Source organism: Niveispirillum sp. FG156, assembly GCF_057809555.1.
Map to the genome: position 1 here is coordinate 1 of NZ_JBMDKE010000031.1, position 21246 is coordinate 21246.

Sequence of the window (21246 nt, forward strand, 5' to 3'; positions counted from 1 at the left end):
CTGCGGCCGGGGGGCCCCCCCCCCGGCCGGACTTTTCAGGGGGGGAGATAGAGTTAGCGTTGCCCCCTCACCCTCCCCTTGGCTGACGCCAACGGGCCCCTCCCTCTCCCGCCAAGCGGGCGAGGGGCAAATTTTCTCCCCTCGCCCACGAAAGTGGGAGAGGGAGGGGCCCAAGCCCCCCAGGGCTTGGGAGGGTGAGGGAACCACGTCCCCACGCCCGCCCCACCCCCAAAAAACCGAAAGGCCCCCGCCATGTCCCGCCTGCTGACGACCGCCGCCACCCTGCTGGCCCTGGCCGCCCCTGCGGCGGCGGACCTCGCCCCCTATCGCGACCGGCCCTTTGCCGATGACGTGGTCTATTTCGTGGTCACCGACCGCATGGCCAATGGCGACACGTCCAACGACAAGGGCGGCCTGACGGGCACGCCGGAACAGACCGGCTTTGATCCCACCGATATCGGCATGTTCCATGGCGGGGATTTTCAGGGTCTGGCGCAGAAGCTGGACTATATCCAGGGGCTGGGCGTCACCGCCATCTGGGTCACCCCGCCCGTCGTGAACAAGGTGGTGCATAAATATGATGGCGGCCTGTCGGCGGGTTATCACGGCTATTGGGGCCTGGATTTCCTGAATGTCGATCCGCATCTGGGCGGCAATGCTGCCTTCAAGGCCTTTGTCGACGCAGCGCACGCCCGCAATATCAAAATCATCATGGATATCGTGGTGAACCATACGGGCGACGTGATCCAGTTCCGGGAATGCGACCCGACCAGCATGTCCAAGCCCTGCCCCTACCGGTCCAAGGGCGACTATCCCACCACCCGCCGCGCGTCGGACGGGGCCGCCATCAATCCGGGTTTCAAGGGCGATGGTACGGCCCATCAGACGGTGCCCAACTACGCCGCCCTGACTGACATCAATTACGCCTACACGCCGTACGTCCCGGCAGGCGAAGCGACCGTGAAGAACCCTGCCTGGATGAATGACCCGCGCCATTACCATAATCGCGGCGACAGCCATTTCAGCGGGGAGGACAGCATTTTTGGCGACTTCTCCCGCCTGGATGATCTCTACACCGAACAGCCCGCCGTCATCGACGGGATGATCGATATCTACAAGCACTGGATCAAGGAATACGGCATCGACGGCTATCGCCTGGACACCGCCAAACATGTGAACCCCGAATTCTGGCACCGTTTCGTGCCGGAGATCACGGCCTTCGCCAGGGCCCAGGGCATTCCCAACTTCATCATTTTCGGCGAAGTGGCCAATGAAAAGCCGGCGGACCTCGCCGCCTATACCGATATCCTGGGCCTCCCCTCGGTGCTGGATTTCGGCCTGTCGGCGGCAGCACGGGACACGCTGGGCATGGGCGCCGATCTCGACCTTTGGGACGGGCTGTTCCGCGCCGACCGGCTCTACCCTGCCGGCGACGAGACCGCCCACCAGCTGGCGACCTTCATCTCCAACCATGATCAGGGGCGCCTGGCCTTCAAAATCCGCAAGGCCAACCCGAAAATGAAGGCCGAGGAGCTGCAGGCCCGCGTGGCGCTGGGCCACGCCATGATGTTCTTCTCACGCGGCGTGCCGACCCTCTATTACGGCGATGAACAGGGCTTTGTGGGTCTGGCCGATGACAAGGCCTCGCGCCAGCCGATGTTCGCCAGTGCGTCCAAACAATTCAACACCGAGGAACGCCTGGGCACCATCGGCCCCCGCACCGGCGACGCCTTCCAACCCGGCCACAGCCTCTACCGCGCCTTCGCAACCATGGCCGCCATCCGTCAGGCCCATCCCGGCCTGCGTCAGGGCAGCACAATCATGCGCTATTTCGAACGCAAGGGTCCGGGCCTCCTGGCCTTTTCTCGCATCGACGACGCGCGGGGCGAACAATTCCTCATCGTCGCCAACACCGACACCAAACCCCGTTCCCTGACGCTGGACACCGAAGGCCCCGGTACCACCTGGACCGCCCTGCATGGCACCTGCGCCACGGGCCAAGGGAGCGCCTACAGCGTCACTGTCCCGGCGCTGGATTATGTGGTGTGCCGGAAGGGGTGAGAAAGCCCGCCAATCCCCTCCCTCTATTGCCTCCCCGGCGAAGGCCGGGGGCCCAGGGGCCACACGCACTACCTCTCCACCGACTCCAATCAAAGCTGCTGAAACGTCGGGCTCGCGGCCCCTGGGCCCCGGCCTTCGCCGGGGAGGCAACAAAGGGAAAAGCAACAAAGGGGGAGGCGATAAAGAACCAGAATAGCTATGAAAGCCGCAAAGAACCTCTGAAGCGGAGCGTAGCCTCCCCCTCAAACCACCTCTTCCTCCGCCACCGGCCCGTTGCGCATCAGTGCCGCCAGCCGCCGCAGCGCCACGGTCAGCGCCTGCTGGTCCGGTGCCGCCCCCAAGCCCACCCGCACATATTTGCGCGGCGGTTCCGGGGCCATGGCGAAGGCGGCACCAGGGATGACCGCCGCCCCCATCTTGCGCGCCGCCTCGGCAAAGGCGCGGTCGGTCCAATAGGGGGGAAGGGTGACCCAGGCATGGTGCCCCTGCGCGTGCGCCACCATCGACCCGATGGGCAGTTCGCGCCGGGCAATCGCCTGCCGCTCTTCCGCCTCCTGCCGGATCGCGGCCAGGATCTCCTGCGCTGTCCCATCCTCAATCCACCCCGTCGCGACGGCCACCGATAAGGGCGGGGCCATCTGGGCCGTGGCGCGCAGATGGGCGCGCACCGCCGGGATATCGGCGCCCACCGGGGCCACCAGATAGGCAACGCGCAGGCCCGGCGTCAGGCATTTCGACAGGCTGGCAATATGCCAGACCCGTTCCGGCGCCAAGGCCGCCAGCGGCGGCGGGCCGGGATCGGCCAGCATGCCATAGGCGTCATCCTCGATCAGGGTCAGGTTCAGATCGCGTGCCACCTTCACGATGGCCTGGCGCCGCTCCAGCGGCATGGTGGTGCAGGTCGGGTTATGGATGGTGGGGATCAGATAGACGATCTTCGCCTCGGCATTGCGCGCCACCGTGCTCAACGCTTCCGGCACGATGCCCATGCTATCGGTCTGGATCGGCGTCACATACAGGCCACGCAGCTGAGTCGCCATGCGGAACCCGGTATAGGTGAACGGGTCCGTCATCACATCGCCGCCCCACCCGCCCAGCAGGGTCAGCAGGGCCGACAGACAGGCCTGCGCCCCACCCGTGACCAGCACCCTGCCGGCATCCAGATCGGGGATGCGGGCCGACAGCCATTTCGCCCCCGCCCGCCGGTCACCATCCCCGCCGCCGCTGGGCTGGTAATTCAGCAGGCTGGACAGGTCGGGCCGCCGCGTCAGCCCCGCCATGGCCCGGCCCAGCCGCAGCGCCAGATTGGCGCTGGCCGGCTGCGGCGGCAGGTTCATGGACAGGTCCAGCTCCACCTTGGTGCGACGCGGGTTTACGGCATCGGCAACGTATGTCCCGCGCCCCACCACCGCCTCCACCAGCCCCCTTGCCCGCGCATCGGCATAGGCGCGCGTCACGGTGGTCAGGTCCACGCCCAGGGCATCGGCCAGCTTGCGGTGCGGCGGCAGGCGCATGCCCGGTGTCAGGGCGCCCGACGCGATATCCATGGCGATGGCATCGGCAATGGCGCGGTACAGCGCCCCGCCCGGCGGCAGCGTCGGCGGAACCCAGTCAGCCATCAGCCCTGCCCATCCTCGCCCTCATCCAGCCGCCCCTGCTCCGCCTTGTTCATATACTGGGCACAGACCAGCCAGCCCTTCAATGGCCGCAGCAGCGCCATCACCGACAGCATCGATACGGGGAGGGTCGTGAACAGATGCACCCAATAGGGCGCCTGGAATGCCAGCTCCTGCCACACCGCAAATCCGGTCAGCGGGAAACTGACAATCGACATGGTGAAAAAGGCCGGCCCGTCCGCCGGATCGGCAAAGGACAGGTCCAACCCGCACTGCGAACAATTCTTGGCCAGCGCCAGATAGCCCGCGAAGATTTTCCCCTGCCGGCAATGCGGGCACAACCCCCGGATGCCCAGTCCGAACGGGGTGGTGGAAAAGTCGATCTTGTTATGGGTGGCCATGATCCGGCACCTCCACATTGTATGGCCATACAATCAGAATTGTATGGTGTCTTCACTATCCATACGCCCGCGATGCCCCTGAGTCCCAGGTCAGCTTGTCGCAGGCCAAAGAAAAACCCCGGCTCCTCACGGAACCGGGGTCCAAACACGCACCGTCGGTCAGGTCGAGGGGCAAAGCCCCGAGCCCTGACGCGCAACCTCACCCAGCGGCCACCAATGCATCGACCGCCCGATCCAACTCAATCCGCCAGTCCGGCAGGACCGCCCCCGGCAGCGCCAGATAGCGGTCGCAGGACAGCACGGAATTGGCCGGACGCTTGGCCGGCGTTGGATATTCCGCTGTCGAAATGGGTTTCACCACCGGCACTGGTCGGCCATGGCGGGCCGCGCTGGCGAACACCGCCTCGGCAAATTCATGCCAGTTCGTGGGCTTCGCGCCCCCGAAATGATAGATGCCATGGGCGCTGCCATCGGCCACGAACGGTGCCATCAACAGGATGGCATCGGCGATATCATGGGCCGCCGTGGGCCGCCCCCGCTGGTCCGCCACCACCCGCAATTCCGGACGGTCGGCACCCAGGCGCAGCATGGTCCGCACGAAATTGGCACCATAGGGGCTGAAAACCCAACTGGTCCGCAATGTGGCATTGCGCGCCTTGCCCAGCTCTGCAATTGCCAGTTCGCCTTCCAGCTTGGAGGCTCCATACACTCCCAACGGTCCGGTGGCATCATCCTCGCGCCAGGGCCGGTCGCCGCCGCCTTCAAACACATAGTCGGTGGAGACATGGATGAAGGGGATGTCGGCCTGTTTGGCTGCCGCCGCGATATGGCGGGTGCCGTCGCGATTGACCGCAAAGGCTTGATCCGGCTCACTTTCTGCCTTGTCCACAGCGGTATAGGCGGCGGCATTGACGATCAGGTCCGGCTTGTGTGCCGCGATGGCACCGGCAACCGCCGCCTCATCGGCAATGGACAGGCTTTCCCGGCCCAGGCAGGTCACTTTGTGACCCGCCTTCGTGCCTTGATCCTGCATGGCAAGTGCTAGCTGCCCGCCCCGGCCAAACACCAAAATATGCATGGAAATCAAGCCCCTGCCTCGCGCAGGATCTTCATCAGATACTGCCCGTACTCATTTTTCATCATGGGCTTGGCCAGCTTTTCCACCTGCTCCGCCCCGATCCATCCGCGCCGATACGCGATCTCTTCCGGACAGCAGATTTTCAGGCCCTGGCGCTTTTCCACCGTCTGCACAAAGTGCGTGGCCTCGACCAGACTGTCATGGGTCCCGGTATCCAGCCAGGCATAGCCCCGGCCCATCCGTTCCACCATCAGCTTACCCTGCTGGAGGTAGACATTGTTGACATCGGTGATTTCCAGCTCGCCACGCGGCGACGGCTTGATGGTCGCGGCGATATCCACGACCGAATTATCGTAGAAATACAAGCCTGTAACGGCATAGTTCGACTTGGGCGCCTTGGGCTTTTCCTCGATGGTCAGGGCATTGCCCGTGGCATCGAAACTGACCACGCCATATCGTTCCGGGTCGTTAACGTGATAGGCGAAGACGGTGGCGCCGCTATCCCGGCCATCGGCATTGGCCAGCAAGGCCTCAAACCCGTCGCCGTAAAAGATGTTATCGCCCAGCACCAGTGCCGCCGGATCATTGCCGACAAAGCCGCGCCCGATGATGAAAGCCTGGGCCAGCCCATCGGGGCTGGGCTGCACCGCATAGGACAGGTTCAGGCCCCACTGGCTGCCATCGCCCAGCAGATGGCTGAACTGCGGCAGGTCATGCGGGGTGCTGATCACCAGAATGTCGGTAATCCCGGCCAGCATCAGGGCCGACAGCGGGTAATAGATCATGGGCTTGTCATAGACGGGAAGCAGCTGCTTCGACACGCCCATGGTAATGGGGTACAGTCTTGTACCGGACCCGCCTGCCAGAATGATGCCTTTACGCTTGGCCATTATTTTTTCCCCTCACCCCGGCGCTTGTGGGCTTCTTCCCGCAACGGGCCCCACCACCATTCATTATCCAGATACCAGCGTACCGTCTTTTCCAGACCCGTCTCGAAGCTTTCCTTCGGCTCCCAGCCAAGGTCCGTGCGGATCTTGGTGGCGTCGATGGCATAGCGGTGATCGTGGCCGGGCCGGTCCTTCACAAAGGTGATCAGGTCACGGCGCGGGGTTCCATCGGGGCGCAGACTGTCCAGGATATCGCAGATACGCTCCACGACCTCCAGGTTGGTCTTCTCGTTATTGCCGCCGATATTGAACCGCTCACCCACGGGGCCGCGCGTCAGCACCTCCCACAGGGCGCTGGCGTGGTCTTCCACGAACAGCCAGTCGCGCACATTGTCACCCTTGCCATAGACGGGCAGGGGACGGCGTTCCAGGGCGTTCAGGATGACCAGCGGGATCAGCTTTTCCGGGAAGTGGAAAGGCCCGTAATTGTTCGAACAATTGGTCAGAACGACGGGCAGCCCATAGGTATGGTGCCAGGCATCGACCAGATGGTCGCTGGAGGCCTTGGACGCCGAATAGGGTGAGCGGGGGGCATAGGGCGTGGTCTCGGTGAAGAAACCTTCATCGCCCAGCGACCCGAACACCTCGTCCGTGGAGACATGGTGGAAGCGGAAATCCGCCTTCTTCTGCCCGTCCAGACCCTGCCAGTAATCGCGCGCCGCCGACAGCAGCACGCCAGTACCCACGACATTGGTCTGGATGAAGGCGTCGGGGCCATCGATGGAACGATCGACATGGCTTTCGGCAGCCAGATGTACGATGGCGTCGGGCTGATACTTCGTGAAAATCGCATCGATCGCGGAACGATCGCAGATATCCGCCTTCTCGAAATGATAGAGCGAGCTATCCTTGACCGATTTCACATTCTCAAGGTTCGCGGCATAGGTCAGCTTGTCGATATTGACGACGGCGCAACCCTTCTCGCCCACCACATGGCGGATGAAGGCGGAACCGATGAAGCCGGCGCCCCCGGTAACGAGGATCAGTTTGGGGGAAAGCATGGTCATTCCAGGGCTCTCGGATCGTCGGTTCAGAAAATGGGCGGCAGATCGGCCAGACGCGGCAGCTTCATGTCCTTATCGGACAGGATCAGCTTTTCCGCCGGAAACGGCCATTCGATGCCCAGATCGGGATCGCTCCAGATGATGCCGCCATCATCGGCCGGGCTGTAATAGTCGGTCACCTTGTACACGAACTCCGTATCTGGCAGCAGCGTGCAGAAGGCATGCGCGAAGCCGGCGGGGATCCAGAACTGTTCGCCACCCTCGGCGGTCAGCTCCACAGCCACATGCCGTCCGAAGGTGGCGGAACCGTGGCGCATATCGACGGCAACATCCAGAACCGCACCTGCGACCACCCGCACCAGCTTGCCCTGTGCCGTCGGCGGACGCTGGAAATGCAGGCCGCGCAGGGTGCCGACATCGCGCGACAGGGAGTGATTGTCCTGCACGAATTCGACATCCGCCCCCACCAGCTCCTTAAAGCGGCGGCGGCTGTAGGTTTCGGCGAAATAGCCGCGATGGTCGCCGAAGCGCGCCGGCTTCAGCAATGCGAGGCCGTCAATATCGAAGCGGGTAACTTGCATGGGATCGGATCCGGCGAAGGGAAAGACAAGGGGTTCAGAATAACAGAGCCATCACGACCGCCCCTTCGCCCCAGGGCACGGTTCGGGACGGGTTCCTTATGCACGTTTCACCGTTATCAGGCAATGGTAACGGGGGCGGGGCCGCCAAGCGGCTTGCGCCCATGGCCCCCTCCATGATCCCCTGGGGGCCAGTTTTTGACGGGGGCGATGATGCGGGTTCTGTCTTGGCTGCTGTTGGGTGGGGTGCTGGCCTTGGCTGGGGGGCCCGGACAGGCCCAGACCCTGGTTCATTGTGCCGAAGCCGCCCCTGACAGCCTGAACCCGCAATATTCCACCTCGGGCAATTCCTACGACATTGCGCAGCAACTCTATGAAAAGCTGGTGAATGTGCAGCGTGGCTCCCTGGAGCTGGAGCCGCAGCTGGCCACGGGCTGGGAGCTGGCGGATGAGGGGCGTGCGGTGATCTTCACCCTGCGCCAGGGCGTGAAATGGCACCGGTCCAAGCTGTTCACCCCGACCCGTGATTTCAACGCCGACGACGTCGTCTTCACCTTCGCCCGGCAGATGGACAAGAACCATCCCTACAATGCGGTTGCCGGCGGCAAGGTCTATGCGCCCTTCCATAATCTGGGCCTGTCCACCAACCTTGTGGCGGTGGAGAAGCTGGAACCCTACAAGGTGCGTTTCCGGCTCAAGGAACCGGATGCCGGCCTGCTGCGCGCCTTGACCAGCCAGGCCATGTCGATCCAGTCGGCTGAATATGCCGATGCCATGTTGAAGGCCGGAATGCCGGAGAAGGTAGACCTGGAGCCGATCGGTACGGGTCCGTTCCAATTGGTCCGGCATCAGCTGGATACCGAGGTGCGGATGCGCGCCAACAAGGATTACTGGCGCGGCGCCCCGCCGCTCGCCCAACTGGTCTTCGTCATCGCGCCGGACGCCACCGTCCGCTATGCCAAGCTGAAGGCCGGCGAATGTCACACCATGACCTATCCCAATCCCGCCGACCTGGACCGCATGCGCCAGGATCCGATTGTACGGATTGTAGGGGTGGATGCCATGTCGGTCGGCTATGTCGCCATGAACATGGCGAAGAAGCCGTTCGACGATCTGCGGGTGCGCATGGCCATCAATCTGGCCGTCGATAAGAAGGCGATCCTGGATCAGGCCTTTATGGGTACGGCCAGGGCCGCCACCACGCCCATCCCCATCGGCCATTGGGCCCATGATGACAATATCCAGGACCTTCCCTATGACCCTGCCAAGGCCAGGGCGCTGCTGGCCGAGGCCGGGTTGAAGGACGGGTTTGAGACAGAGCTGTGGACCATGCCCGTGGTCCGCCCCTATAACCCCGCCCCCCGCCGCATCGCGGAGATGATCCAGGCCGATCTGGCCAAGGTGGGGATCAAGGCGAAGATCGTCACCTATGAATGGGGCGAGTATGTCCGCCGGGTTCGTTTCGGGGAGGCACCGATGGCGCAATATGGCTGGTCGAATGACGAGGTGGACCGGTTCATGTCCGACCTTTTGTCCTGTGAGGCAGCCAAACCCGGCAATGGCAATCTGGCCCGCTGGTGCGATCCGGAGATGGACCGTCTGATCAACGCGGCCCGCCGCACCAGCGATCAGGCGGTGCGGCGCGGCTACTATATCCAGGCGCAGGCCGTCTTCCGCAAGGTGATGCCCTGGCTGCCCATGGCCAACCCGCATGTCTATGTCGCCATACGCCCGGAAGTCGTGGATTTCCGTGCCTCACCATCGACCCGGCTGGATTTCTATGGCGTGGGGTTGAAGCCGTAGGTCAGGTCGATCCCGCGGCAAGCCCTGACAGTATGGCTTTCAAGCCTTTTTCGTCAGGGCTCGGCTCGCGCCTCGACCTGATCTACGACAAAAAAGGCCGCGCCGGTTGCCCGGCGCGGCCTTTTCGTCCGAACCCTTGCGGGATCAGAATTTGGACGTGATTTCAACGCCGTAGAAGGGCGCCTCGTTCACGATACCGGTCAGATTGTTGAAGTCGATGGCACCTTCCAGCGACTTCTCGTTCGTGATGTTGCGGCCAAACAATGCCACCCCGAACTTCTCATCATCCGACACGTAACCGACCTTCAGGCCGCCTTCCAGTTTGCTGTCGGAATAGAATTCCTTCGACGTGTACAGGAAGAAATTGACCTTGGAGCGGTAGTTCCAGTCGGTGAAGACATAGACCTCGCCGGTCGACACCGGGATGCCGTAACGGGCCGTGGCAGAGAAGATCCACTTGGGCGCGTTGGGGAAGGAATTGCCATCCAACACTGCCAATGTGCCCAGTACCGGGTTCACCACAGTGGGGTCTGTGACGGTGCAGCCGCCGCCACAGACGGGAATACGCAGGGTCTTGTCCTGGATTTCCGTGTGGTTATAGGACAGGCCACCCGTCAGCAGCAGGTTCTCGGTCGGCAGCAGTTCCAGCTCCGCCTCGAAACCATAACCTTCGCCGCCATCGGCATTGATCAGCGTGTTGTTGTTCGACGTACCGCCAACAGCCGTGAACTGCTGATTGTTGATGTCGGTATAGAAGGCGGTGACGTTCAGACGGGCCTTGCGTTCCCACAGGTTCGACTTGATGCCAGCCTCATAGGACATCAGCGTCTCCGCCTTGGCGATGGACAGGGCGTCGCGGTTGATGTCCGGGCCGAAATAGAACAGCGGACGGCTCTGGATCGATGGCGCGCGATAGCCGTTTGCCACGCGGGTGAACAGGTTGACATCGTCCGTGGCCTTATAGGTCAGGGCGACGTCCCAGGTCACCTGACCATCGGACAGGCTGGCATTGCCACGGGTGGAACCCGCAACGCCCGGCATGGTGCGGACGACGGAGAAGTCTTTCTCTTCGTCGTTATAGCGCACACCACCCGTCAGAACGACCTGTTCCGTCAGGTCATAGGAGGCCTGGCCGAACACGGCCCAGGTCTTGGTTTCCTGCCGGCTGTCGGTGAAGACGAAGATGTTGCGCGGGTCGGACGCGTTGCCATAGGCATAGCCATAGGCCGTCACGTCTTCGTTGAAATAGAACAGGCCCGTCTGCCAGCGGAGGCGCTCACCATCGGCGTTCGACAGGCGCAGTTCCTGGGTCCATTGCGCATGGTCGGGCAGGGCGTCCGCCGTCTCGCTGTCGAACGGCACGAAGCCGGGGCCGCGACCGGCCACACCGCCATCGATATCGCCGCGCGTATAGACATCCGCCGTCTCATAGCCGGTGATGGAGGTCAGCAGCAGGCCGTCCAGATCATATTCCAGCTTAAGGCTGCCGCCCTGGCTGGACACGTCCAGATCGTTCTGGCCGTTCTGGTAGACGCTGTTGCGGGAGAAGGTGGAGGACAGGTTGTTGCCGCCCTTGGTGATGGCATTGGCCACAAACACGCGGGCCGAGCCGTCCAGGTCACGCGCATGCGCGTTGAACAAAGCCGTCAGCGGACCCTTCTCATACATCAGCTGCAGACGGGCTGCCGTCTCGGAGAAGCCGCCGATGGCGTCCTTTTCACCCGTGAAGGTGTTGTCGATGAAATTGTCCTTGCGGTCATACTTCATGGACAGGCGGGCCGACAGAACGCCGTCGATCAGCGCGCCACCAATGGCGCCCTCGGCCCCGATGGTGTTCTTACGGCCATAGGAGGCGTTCAGATAGCCCTGGGTGTCCTGGGTCGGCTTCTTGGAGACGAAGCTGATGGTGCCGGCCGGCGTGTTGCGGCCGAACAGCGTGCCCTGCGGCCCGCGCAGCACTTCCACCCGCTCGGTATCGAAGATGGGGAAGCCGCGCAGCAGCGGGTTTTCCTGCACCACCTCGTCGATCACCAGACCGACGGGCTGGGTCGAGTTCAGGTCGAAATCGCTGTTGCCCAGGCCGCGGATGTAAAAGCGCGGGAAGGTGCGGGCAAAGGTCGATTCGGCATACAGGCTGGGGACCTGGGCCGACAGGGCCAGCAGGTCGACGCCGCCGGACATGACGGAATTCAGCTTGTCGTCGCTGATGGTGCCGACCGACACAGGAACCTGCTGCTGGTTCTCGGCGCGCTTGGTGGCGGTAACGATGATCTCGTCCAGCACAGCCTGAGCGCTGGCGGCGGGCGCCGCGGCGGACAGGGCCAGAAGGCTGGCGGCACCGGCCAGCAGACGGATATGAGACGGATTGCCTTTACGCATTATGGAATGCCCCCTTCAGAGCCTGATTGCGGCGGTCATGGCGCCGGCGTCGATTCCTGATCCGAAACGCCGCCCCTTCGTTCATGTTCGAGAGGCGTTCGTCGTATTTGCGCACAGAAATACCCGCCCGGGTCACCCCGGCCGGGTTGATCAATCGTTTGCTGCGTTACAACATGAAGTGCTGGTGGGCGCCGATCAAGATCGTGCGCTGCGCAACTGTGACGTTACCATGACGGTGATGCAGTTATGGCACAGGATGGTAAGTAACGAATGAAATATGACAGTTCCATGACATGTTGTTTCCGCATATCGCGGCGCAGCAAACTTTCCGCGGCAATAGGTGTGGGGCGGGTCGGAATCCAGCATCCGTGCCTTTATGGAAACCCCGCTTCAAATCAGTTCCTTTCGAATGACAGCGCTGATATAGGCTGAATGTTGCAAGACGCGGGTCAACGCGCTTCCGACAACGTTGTCCGATGGGGAGGACGGGGCATGACGCCAGCCCAGCTCAGTGTGGTCTTCTTTCTGCAGCTCGCCGTGATCATCATTGCCTGCCGGGGAGTGGGCTGGCTTGCCAAACGCTATCTGGGTCAGCCGCAGGTGGTGGGGGAGATGATTGCCGGTGTGATCCTGGGGCCGTCGCTGCTGGGATTGCTGGCGCCGGATATCCAGGGTCTGCTGTTCCCCAAGGAATCGAAAAGCGTGCTGTTCGTGGGGGCGCAGTTCGGTGTTGGCCTCTACATGTTCCTGGTGGGGCTGGGCTTTCGTGGTGATCATTTCAAGTCCAACGCAGTCAGTGCCGCTGCCGTTTCGCTGTCGGGCATGGCGGCACCTTTCCTGCTGGCCATTCTGATCACGCCCTGGCTGATGGGCCATGGCCTGTTCAATGAGGCGCTGACCCTGCCGCAGACGACCTTGTTCATGGGCGCCTGCATCGCCATCACGGCCTTCCCCATGCTGGCCCGGATCATCCATGAACGCGGCCTGTCGCATACGCCACTGGGCACCCTGTCGCTGTCGGCGGGCGCCATTGATGATGCCGGTGCCTGGACGGTGCTGGCCATCGTGCTGGCTACCTTCGGCGACGGCCCCATGGTGGCGGTGAAGGCCATTGGCGGCGGGCTTGCCTTTGCGGTCTTCATGCTGACCCTCGGCCCCCGTCTGCTGGCCCCGCTTGGCCGCAAGGCCGAACGTGAAGGCAAGGTCAGCCATACGACGCTGGGCATCGTGCTGATCCTGTTCCTGCTGTCGGCCTGGGCCATGGATGCCGCCGGTATTCATGCCGTGTTCGGCGGCTTCCTGCTGGGCTGCGTGATCCCGCGCGGTGTGCTGGCCACTGAACTGCGCAAACAGCTGGAGCCGTTCGCCGTTGTTGTGCTGCTGCCGATGTTCTTCACCTATTCCGGCCTGCATACCCAACTGACGCTGGTCGATAATATGGGGCTGGTGCTGGTGACGCTGGGCATCCTGGCGGCCTCCATCCTGGCCAAGGGCGGGGCCTGCTGGGCCGCTGCCCGCCTGACGGGACAGGATAATGCCACCGCCATGGGCATCGGCGCCCTGATGAATGCCCGGGGTCTGATGGAACTGATCATCATCAATATCGGATTGCAGAAGGGTATCATCGGCCCGGCCCTGTTCTCCATGCTGGTGCTGATGGCCATCATCACCACCCTCATGGCCTCTCCCCTGTTCGAGCTGGTCTATGGCCGCAAGGCGCGGGCGCGGGGCGAGCTGGGGGAGTTGAACGAGCAGGACAGTGATTTCGCGGAGGCGCGGCAGGTCCGCTGACCGACACAGCTATGCTGTCTGCGAAACCCGGCGTCCGAGAGGGCGCCGGGTTTTTGCTTCTGGGCCTTTCAAATCACTGCCAGTCCTCGCAGCGAAGGCCATCGACACGACGGAATTCCCGCAGATTGCCAGTTACCAGTATGAGGCCCAGGCTGCGTGCATGAGCGGCAATCATCGTGTCATAGGGGCCGATTGAACAGCCCCGCCGTTCCAGATCCTGTCTGATATCTCCGTCATGATCGGCGGCGGCTTCGTCATAGGCCAGAACGTCAAGCCGTTCCGTCAAGGATGCGACCTGCGCCCGTTTGGCTTCAGGTTGCGCTGATCGCGCGGCCCCATAAAGCAACTCGGACAGCGTGACCGTGGAGATGCACAGATTTCCCGAGGCGGCCTGGAAACGTTCCCGCATCTGCGGGGGGCGGTCGCGAAGAACCCGGATGCAGGTGTCGGTGTCCAACATGAAGCGCAGCATCAAAATGCTTCCCGCGCCTGGGGCAAGGGCTGTTCCCGGTCAGGGAAATCCGTTCCAGGCTGATCGAAGAAATCGTCCCACAGGCGGTCGCGCGGTACAATGATCCGGCGGTCGCCTTCTTTCAGAATGACCACCTCGCTCACACTGTCAGGAAACGCGACATCCTTGGGCAACCGCACCGCCTGTGTACGGTTGGAACGGAACAGGGTTGTTCTGGTGCCCATGGCGCTGTGCCCTCCTGTCTTGGATATACACATCGTATATGTGCGGTGGGTTCTTGCCAAGCCTCGCCCTCCGATCATAACTCGATATATCTGATATGCATCGATCCCCTCTGGACAAACCTCTGTCGGAAGATCAAATCAGATATATCGAAACACAGTCCGATAGAGGAGGGGCCCATGAGGGGGTTCTTTTTTGGCCGGGGCGGCCATGGTGGCGGCTTTGGCCGTGACGGGGATGATGATTTCCGCGGCTTTGGCCGGGGTGGCGGGCGGCATGGGGGGCGTGGCGGGCCGGGCGGTCGCGGCTTCGGGCATGGCGGCCTGCGTCTGGTGCTGCTGCGCCTGATCGCTGACAAGCCCAGCCACGGTTACGAACTGATCAAGGAGATTGAGGAACGGTCGCAGGGCCATTACACGCCCTCGCCCGGCGTCATCTATCCCGCCCTGTCCTGGCTGGAGGATGGCGGCTTCATCACCATCGAAGCGGGGGAGGATGCCCGTAAGCAGGCCCGCATCACGCCGGCGGGCGAAACCTATCTGCGTGAGCAGGCGGATGAGGTGCAGCGGCTGTTCGCCGTTATGCAGGCGGGTGCCGAGGAACGCGGCGGCGGGCCGGAATATGCGCCCCTGTTCCGCGCCATGCATAACCTGAAGGCCGCCCTGCGCACCCGCGCCCTGCGGCCCCTGTCCAAGACCGAGATCGAAACCATCGTCGACTGGATCGACGAACTGGCCCGCAAAATTGAAAGGCTGTGACCATGGCACCCGATATCCACAGTCCCACCCGCAGCGTGCAGCGCCATCGGTTTGAGACGCGCCGCCGCGACCTGATCGTGACCGGGCGCGATGAACTGACCCCGCACATGCTGCGCCTGACGCTTTCAGGCGATCTTTCGGGATTCCAGTCGCTGGGCTTTGACGATCATGTGAAGTTGTTCTTCCCCGATCCCGTCACAGGTTCCTATGACGTGGCCGAAGGGGCCAAGCCGCTGGCCCGTGACTATACCCCCCGCCGCTTCGATGTGGCGGCCGGCACGCTGGTGCTGGATTTCGCCCTGCATGGCGTGGCGGAGGGGCAGGCGGGGCCGGCCACCCTGTGGGCACACAGGGCGCAGGTCGGTGACCGGCTGGTGATCGGGGGGCCGCGCGGTTCCAGCGTCTGGCCTGTCGATTTCGGCCTGCATCTGCTGATCGGCGATGACACGGCCCTGCCGGCCATCGGACGGCGGCTGGAGGAACTGCCCGACGGCGTTCGCGCCCTGGTCCTGGTGGAGGTGGACAGCCCCGAAGATTGCCTGCCCCTGTCCAGCAAGGCCGAATTCACCATCCATTGGCTGTTTCGCGAGCCGGCCCATGGCGGACGGGATCTTTTGTCGGCGGTGGCCGGTCTGCGCCTGCCGCATCAGGATGTTTTCGCCTGGGTGGCGGGGGAGGCACGGCAGACGCGGCTGATCCGTGACGCGCTGCTGAACCGCCATGGCCTGGGCCCGCAATGGGTCAAGGCGTCAGGCTATTGGCAGCAGGGTGAGGCGGGCGCCCATACGCGGATCGAGTGAGGGCCGCCGCCCTCATTCCCCGCGCTGGCGGGCCACGGCGGCGATGGCCAGCGCCACGCCGACATGGGCGGCGATGTCGGTGACGGAGAACAGCCCGTCCCAACGCGGGAAGATGCCGGGCCAGCGCAGCGGCAGGACCACCAGATACATGGCCCCATAAAGCCCCAGCCCATAGGCCACTGCCGCCGGCCAGCGCGAGGTCCGCAGCAACGCGACACGGCGCAGGGCCAGCACATAGACGGTGGCCATGGCCAGGGCGATGCCGATATGGGTGGCAAAGCCCAGCGCCGCCGTGGTCAGCCCGCCATCGCGGGCCGCCCCACCGATCCAGCCGCCCGCCACGCCTTGCCAGACGCGCATCACACCGATGCCGCGCACCATGCCCATGATGGAGGCATAGACACCGTCGATGCTGGCCCCCGCCAGCCCGGCCATCACAATGGTTGCCGGCAGCCCCGCCCGATCCCGCATGTCCCATTCCCCGTCCGGATTTTGGGGGCAATTCTAAATCCCGGTCGGTTTTGGCCATGGACCCAATTCGGGTGGAATGAAAAGGGCCGCGCAGGTTTCCCTGCGCGGCCCTGGCCGTTTCTGGTCACGCGGAATGGCTTATTCGTCGCGGCCCATCTGTTCTTGCAGATAGTTCTGCAGGCCCACGCTCTTGATCAGGCCCAACTGCGTTTCCAGCCAGTCGATATGCTCCTCCGTATCCTCCAGGATGCGGCGGAAAATCTCCTTCGACTGGTAATCGCGCACGCCCTCGCAATATTGCATGGCCTCGATCAGCTCGGTGCGGTTCCGGCTTTCGATGGCCAGGTCGCCATCAAAACATTCCGGCACATCCTCACCGATATGCAGCTTGTGAAGGCTCTGCAGGTTCGGCAGCCCTTCCAGGAACAGCACGCGCTCGATCAGGTAGTCGGCGTGCTTCATCTCGCCGATGCTTTCCTCATACACCTTCTTGCCCAGACGCAGGAAACCCCAGTTCTTGAGCATGCGGGCGTGCAGGAAATACTGATTGATCGCCGTCAGCTCGTTGGTCAGGATGGTGTTGAGATGCTGGATGACGGTGGCGTCGCCTTTCATGGGAACCTTCGCAATCTTGTCGGTAAAAGGGTTGGAAGGCATAGCGCCCACGGGACCGATACTGGCACAGCCAACCCGCTTTGTCTTCTGATAACGTATTGCAATTAAAGGAAAAAGCGACTGATAGGCAGTCGCACTCCGCCCCTAGGGAGTAACCCGCAAAGATGCCAGCCCCCGTTCGTTACCTTGAAGATTTCGCCCCCGGCATGGAGTTCGAATTCGGAGACCGTCTGGTCACCGCCGAAGAGGTGGTGCAGTTCGCGCAGGAGTATGACCCCCAGCCCTTCCATCTGGATGAAGACGCGGGCAAGGCCACGCATTTCGGCGGATTGGTCGCCAGCGGCTGGCAGACGGCGGGCTTCATGATGCGCATGCTGGTGGACAATATGCTGTCGCCGGAAACCTCGCTGGGGTCGCCCGGTCTGGATGAGTTGCGCTGGCTGAAGCCTGTGCGTCCGGGTGACCGGTTACGGGTGCGTATCCGCGTTCTGGAGGTCAAGCGCTCCCGTTCACGTCCGGAAATGGGCACCATCCGTCAGTCCACGGAAGTGCTGAACCACAAGGATGAAGTCGTCATGTCGATGTTTTCCATCGGCATGGTGCGGGCGCGCGCGATACCGGAAGATTCTGCCGGTTAACTTGTTAAACTGGCTTCCTTACCTTCTACAACATGCGCATGGAGGCAGGGTTATTCCAAATGGACTAACCCCTGTCTCCGTCGCACTTCCCAAAAGGTTGGATAATCGCTTATGATGTCCCCCTGTCGGTGCAATGGGAGCCATCATGGCGCGGGAAGTGATTGATTTCTCTCCGGGTGAGTGGGTGGAGGAACTGACGCCGCCGAAGCGGCGCTTCCAGATCATGGCCGTGCATTCAAAGCCGGGGACGCCGGCCCCCAACGTGGAATTGGCCGTTGATGGCAATCCCGTCCACCGGCTCAGCCTGTCGATCTTCGCGCTGGCCGACATGCACCGGTTCCGCCGCGTCCGCTGATGGATGGAGGGGCCGTTGTGCCCCTCTACCCTGCTTACTTGCGGGCGCCGCGCACCAGCCGCCAGCCCATGCGGCCCAGATAGAGGGCGATGCAGCCATAGACCACGATCTTGGACACAGGATCGACCCAGGTCTCCACCTTCTCATACTGGCTTTCCAGCAGATATCCCGCTGCCGTCAGGACCGATGTCCAGACCAGGGAGCCGATGGTGGTGAGCAGCAGGAAGGTCGGCATGCTCATCCGCGCCATACCGGCAGGAACGGAGATCAAGGTGCGGATGGCCGGGATCAGGCGGCCCAGCAGCACGGCCTTGCGCCCGTGCCGTGCGAACCAGCCAAAGGCCATTTCGACGTCGGGCGGGTCCATGGTCATGATGAAGCCAAACCGCTCCGACAGGGCGATCACGCGGTCATGGCCCAGCACGCGACCGATATAATACCAGGGCAGCCCGCCCAGCACCGATCCCGCCGTGCCGACCAGAACGACCAGCACCGGGTCCATCTTCCCCTGCGCCGCCAGGAACCCGCCCAGCGGCATGATCAGTTCCGACGGAATGGGCGGGAAGACATTTTCCAGGAACATCAGGATCAGCAGGCCCCAATAGCCCATCTGATCGACCAGATTGAGAAGATTGTCGAACATGTTTCTTTCCGTTCACGGGCCCGCTGCCACGGGTCACGGACCCTGTACCCTATCCCTCTAACCGCCGCCAATGGCAAAACGGGGGCGCGTTCTGTCCATTGGACTCATGTTTCGACATGCTTTGCCCCAAGACCTAAGCCGGATGGTCTATTCCTTTGGGAGAAAAATCCGCTATCATAGGGGAGTGGATAAGGCTATCCACCCATGAACCCGGTTCAGCCGGCCTCGCCTCTGGCTCGGGCGGTGGACGGCATCGGGTAACCGGTTTCGGCCTGTTTCCATCGGGAAGCATTGGCCCGCAGTTTCAGGAGAGTGGCGATGGTATTGTCCAGGCGGACGGCGGAACCCCCGAAGGTGGGGGAATGGCTGGAGGAACTGAAGATGCCCCGGCGGCGCCTGTTGGTGCATGCCGTGCACCAGCATGCCACCCGTCCGACGCATGTGGAGTTTCTGGTGGAAGGCCGCAACAGCGACCGGCTCTCGTTGGCGCTGGAAGTGGTGCTGGACACCACCCGCTTCCGCCGTCTGGGGCCCAGCCAGCACGCGGCCTGATCCGCCCTTCACGTTTGCGATGGATGAACGCCGCCGCGGCAGCGCGCCCGGTGGCGTTTTGATTCTGGGTGGCTCTTGCATATGTCAGGGTGACGTTGCGCCCGTAACGGCCCTATACCGGCCCCACCACAGTTCCCGCGCCTCTGCCTCTCCCACCACCATGATCGGCTGGGTCCAGAGTTTGCCCCGGTAATTGCCGCCAATGTCACGGCGGGCCAGTTTTTCCGGCCAGCCCATCAACTGGATCGCTTCTGATATGGCCGTGACCTTGTCGGCCTTCTTGATCAGGTCGGTCTGCGTGGCCGGCAGGGGCCAGCTAAGGCCGACGGACAGGAACAGCGCGCGGTCCAGCCGGGCCTTGACCTCTTTCAGGCCCGCCGTCGCGAACAGCTTGCCATAGGGGGTGACGACGTCACCCAACCCGCCCCCTTCATGCAGATCATGCATCAGGGCCGCCAGCCGCAGGGCGGGGCTGGCATCGGGGGCCAGCAGGGTGACCAGTACCTGTTCCAGCAGCACCGAGTGCTGCAGGACATTATAGGCGGTGTCGCCCCGCGTCTGCCCGCCCCAGCGCGCGACGCGCGACGCCCCCGTCACCCAATCCTCCAGCATGATGTCGGCGGGCGACGGATCATACAGGTTCACCCAGCGGCCCGACCGCATCAGCAGGTTGGTGCGCGGCGCGTCCAGATGGGTGGGGACGGGGGGCGGCTTGCTCATGGTGTCAGTTCGCAGCCGGGTACAGTAAGGCCCCGACCTCGGCCAGCCGCGCCTCATCGCTGCCGGGCGGCAGGGCCGCCATGGTCTGTGCGGCTGCCTTGGTCTGGCCCACCCGGTACTGCACCATGCCCAGCCGCAGGCGGACGACATTGGGGGACAGCAGCTTGCCTTTCAACGCCTGCTGCAACATCGCGATGCCCTGATCCGTCCGCCCCAGGGAGACCAGGATCATGCCCAGCTTGGCCATGGCATTGGCATCCTTGCCCGCCGCCACCTCCTGCTGCCGCGCCGCCAGCCCTTCCTTCTGTGCGGCCAGCTGTCTGGTGGCATAGTCGCGCAGGCGTTCATGCCGGTCCTGCTTGGGACCCTTGCCCAGGATGCCCAGCGACCAGCCGCGCTCCAGAACGGCGGCGGCCTCTGCGGGCAGTTCCTCCACCATGGCGCGCTGGGCCATTTCGGTGAAGGAGTCCGGGTTCTCATAGGCATTGGCGGCCAGTCGCAGGCGGGCCCAGTCCAGGTCCAGCTTTTCGGGGACGGGTTTGGCCTGCTGCATGGCGTTGAACAGGCGCAGCCAGTTCTCCTTGCTGCGGTCGGTGCGCAACTGCTGCTTCAGGGTCTTGATATAGCCCTCGATATTGCCGGACCCGAATTCCGACGCCGCCTGAAGCTGCAGCACTTCCGCCGAGGGCGCGCGGCCGGCTTTACGCTGATCCTCGATCAGGGCCTGGGCCAGCTTGCCGGCCTTGGCGGGTTCCTTGGCCCGGAAATAGGCCTCTGCCACCATCTGGCGGAAGGCATCGCTGAGCCTGCCGGCGGCCATGGCCTTTTCCCCGAACTCCGCCGACTTGGCATAGTTGCCGGCCCGGTACCAGAGTTGCGAAAGGGTTTCCAGGGCACCCGCCTGATCGGCGGCGGATAGCGGCACCAGACTGGTCGCCGCCTCGAACGCGATGGCCGCCTTGTCGAAACGGCCCTGCGCCTTGAAAATGGCGGCGCGCGTCTGCTCCACCGCCCATTTTTCCTCCGCCGTGATGGTGGGCACGGCGGCGGCCTTGTCGATGGCGGCCAGGGCGGCGTCAAACCGGTTGGCGGCCAGCGCCTCCTTCGCCGCCTGCAGCGGCAGGCCGACCTCCCTGCTGACGGTAAGGGTGGGTGCCGCCCCCACGGGCAGCGACAGAAGCAGGCAGAGCGCGGCAGCGGACAGCAGCGAACAGGTCGGTCGGGCAAGGCGGGCGGGGCGCATCATCACTCCGGCAGAAAGGCAGGCGGGCCGTCCGCAGGTTTTGCGTCGGATCGCGCCTGGGTTCAAGTCCCTATCCCCCCACCCCTGTCCACAAGGAAG

22 protein-coding genes are annotated in these 21246 nt (G+C 63.4%); 8 read left to right on the forward strand and 14 right to left on the reverse strand.

Annotated features, from left to right (window positions below; genetic code table 11):
* Positions 1-252: 252 nt before the first annotated feature.
* Complete coding sequence (locus ACODSP_RS19145; RefSeq protein ID WP_488967149.1) at positions 253-2061, forward strand: alpha-amylase family glycosyl hydrolase; 1809 nt, start codon at positions 253-255, stop codon at positions 2059-2061.
* A gap of 242 nt (positions 2062-2303) precedes the next feature.
* Here the strand turns inward: ACODSP_RS19145 and ACODSP_RS19150 are convergent, their stop codons facing one another.
* The 6 genes from ACODSP_RS19150 to rfbC form a co-directional block, all read right to left on the reverse strand.
* Entirely contained in the window at positions 2304-3680 is a 1377-nt protein-coding gene (locus ACODSP_RS19150) for an aminotransferase-like domain-containing protein (RefSeq protein WP_488967150.1), read from the reverse strand.
* Positions 3680-4078 carry a DUF983 domain-containing protein gene (locus tag ACODSP_RS19155; RefSeq protein WP_488967151.1) on the reverse strand — a complete coding sequence of 133 codons (399 nt, stop codon included), beginning with the start codon at positions 4076-4078 and terminating at the stop codon, positions 3680-3682. The genes ACODSP_RS19150 and ACODSP_RS19155 overlap by 1 nt, the downstream gene beginning before the upstream one ends.
* A gap of 199 nt (positions 4079-4277) precedes the next feature.
* Positions 4278-5156, reverse strand: coding sequence for a dTDP-4-dehydrorhamnose reductase (gene rfbD / locus ACODSP_RS19160; protein WP_488967152.1), 879 nt, complete (start codon positions 5154-5156; stop codon positions 4278-4280).
* Positions 5157-5161: 5 nt separating this feature from the next.
* Positions 5162-6046, reverse strand: a complete 885-nt coding sequence (gene rfbA / locus ACODSP_RS19165; RefSeq protein ID WP_488967153.1) for a glucose-1-phosphate thymidylyltransferase RfbA — start codon at positions 6044-6046, stop codon at positions 5162-5164.
* Positions 6046-7104 (reverse strand): dTDP-glucose 4,6-dehydratase, encoded by a 1059-nt coding sequence (gene rfbB / locus ACODSP_RS19170; RefSeq protein WP_488967209.1) that lies wholly within the window; start codon positions 7102-7104, stop codon positions 6046-6048. The genes rfbA and rfbB overlap by 1 nt, the downstream gene beginning before the upstream one ends.
* A 29-nt stretch (positions 7105-7133) precedes the next feature.
* Positions 7134-7688, reverse strand: a complete 555-nt coding sequence (rfbC, locus tag ACODSP_RS19175; protein ID WP_488967154.1) for a dTDP-4-dehydrorhamnose 3,5-epimerase — start codon at positions 7686-7688, stop codon at positions 7134-7136.
* A gap of 207 nt (positions 7689-7895) precedes the next feature.
* On the opposite strand from rfbC, the gene ACODSP_RS19180 reads away from it, so the two are divergent.
* Positions 7896-9488: an ABC transporter substrate-binding protein gene (locus ACODSP_RS19180; protein ID WP_488967155.1), complete on the forward strand. Its 1593-nt coding sequence runs from the start codon at positions 7896-7898 to the stop codon at positions 9486-9488.
* Between the two features lie 144 nt (positions 9489-9632).
* Here the strand turns inward: ACODSP_RS19180 and ACODSP_RS19185 are convergent, their stop codons facing one another.
* Entirely contained in the window at positions 9633-11867 is a 2235-nt protein-coding gene (locus ACODSP_RS19185) for a TonB-dependent receptor (protein ID WP_488967156.1), read from the reverse strand.
* A 492-nt stretch (positions 11868-12359) separates the two neighbouring features.
* Here ACODSP_RS19185 and ACODSP_RS19190 point away from each other — a divergent pair, with 492 nt between their 5' ends.
* A complete protein-coding gene (locus ACODSP_RS19190; RefSeq protein ID WP_488967157.1) occupies positions 12360-13658 on the forward strand; it encodes a cation:proton antiporter in 1299 nt (432 codons plus the stop codon).
* A 73-nt stretch (positions 13659-13731) separates the two neighbouring features.
* Here the strand turns inward: ACODSP_RS19190 and vapC are convergent, their stop codons facing one another.
* Together vapC and vapB are read right to left on the reverse strand one after the other, a co-directional pair.
* The gene (gene vapC, locus ACODSP_RS19195) at positions 13732-14130 is read right to left on the reverse strand and encodes a tRNA(fMet)-specific endonuclease VapC (RefSeq protein ID WP_488967158.1); all 399 of its coding nucleotides are present in this window, start codon (positions 14128-14130) and stop codon (positions 13732-13734) included.
* Positions 14130-14354 (reverse strand): type II toxin-antitoxin system VapB family antitoxin, encoded by a 225-nt coding sequence (gene vapB / locus ACODSP_RS19200; RefSeq protein WP_488967159.1) that lies wholly within the window; start codon positions 14352-14354, stop codon positions 14130-14132. Before vapB ends, vapC begins: the two co-directional genes overlap by 1 nt.
* A gap of 177 nt (positions 14355-14531) precedes the next feature.
* Between vapB and ACODSP_RS19205 the strand changes: the two genes are divergently transcribed.
* Both ACODSP_RS19205 and ACODSP_RS19210 read left to right on the forward strand, forming a co-directional pair.
* Entirely contained in the window at positions 14532-15110 is a 579-nt protein-coding gene (locus tag ACODSP_RS19205) for a PadR family transcriptional regulator (protein WP_488967160.1), read from the forward strand.
* 2 nt (positions 15111-15112) lie between these two features.
* A complete protein-coding gene (locus ACODSP_RS19210) occupies positions 15113-15910 on the forward strand; it encodes a siderophore-interacting protein (RefSeq protein WP_488967161.1) in 798 nt (265 codons plus the stop codon).
* A 12-nt stretch (positions 15911-15922) separates the two neighbouring features.
* Here the strand turns inward: ACODSP_RS19210 and ACODSP_RS19215 are convergent, their stop codons facing one another.
* Positions 15923-16381, reverse strand: coding sequence for a hypothetical protein (locus ACODSP_RS19215; RefSeq protein ID WP_488967162.1), 459 nt, complete (start codon positions 16379-16381; stop codon positions 15923-15925).
* Positions 16382-16519: 138 nt separating this feature from the next.
* The gene (bfr, locus tag ACODSP_RS19220; RefSeq protein WP_488967163.1) at positions 16520-16996 is read right to left on the reverse strand and encodes a bacterioferritin; all 477 of its coding nucleotides are present in this window, start codon (positions 16994-16996) and stop codon (positions 16520-16522) included.
* 164 nt (positions 16997-17160) lie between these two features.
* Between bfr and ACODSP_RS19225 the strand changes: the two genes are divergently transcribed.
* Positions 17161-17634 carry a MaoC family dehydratase gene (locus ACODSP_RS19225; protein ID WP_488967164.1) on the forward strand — a complete coding sequence of 158 codons (474 nt, stop codon included), beginning with the start codon at positions 17161-17163 and terminating at the stop codon, positions 17632-17634.
* 145 nt (positions 17635-17779) lie between these two features.
* Positions 17780-17989: a hypothetical protein gene (locus ACODSP_RS19230; RefSeq protein ID WP_156344811.1), complete on the forward strand. Its 210-nt coding sequence runs from the start codon at positions 17780-17782 to the stop codon at positions 17987-17989.
* A gap of 34 nt (positions 17990-18023) precedes the next feature.
* Here the strand turns inward: ACODSP_RS19230 and ACODSP_RS19235 are convergent, their stop codons facing one another.
* Entirely contained in the window at positions 18024-18632 is a 609-nt protein-coding gene (locus ACODSP_RS19235; protein ID WP_488967165.1) for a DedA family protein, read from the reverse strand.
* 318 nt (positions 18633-18950) lie between these two features.
* Between ACODSP_RS19235 and ACODSP_RS19240 the strand changes: the two genes are divergently transcribed.
* Positions 18951-19184 (forward strand): hypothetical protein, encoded by a 234-nt coding sequence (locus tag ACODSP_RS19240; protein ID WP_102114575.1) that lies wholly within the window; start codon positions 18951-18953, stop codon positions 19182-19184.
* 84 nt (positions 19185-19268) lie between these two features.
* On the opposite strand, the gene ACODSP_RS19245 is transcribed toward ACODSP_RS19240, so the two are convergent.
* Together ACODSP_RS19245 and ACODSP_RS19250 are read right to left on the reverse strand one after the other, a co-directional pair.
* Positions 19269-19904, reverse strand: coding sequence for a hydrolase (locus tag ACODSP_RS19245; RefSeq protein ID WP_488967166.1), 636 nt, complete (start codon positions 19902-19904; stop codon positions 19269-19271).
* Positions 19905-19908: 4 nt separating this feature from the next.
* Positions 19909-21150, reverse strand: coding sequence for a tetratricopeptide repeat protein (locus ACODSP_RS19250; protein ID WP_488967167.1), 1242 nt, complete (start codon positions 21148-21150; stop codon positions 19909-19911).
* Positions 21151-21246: the final 96 nt, after the last annotated feature.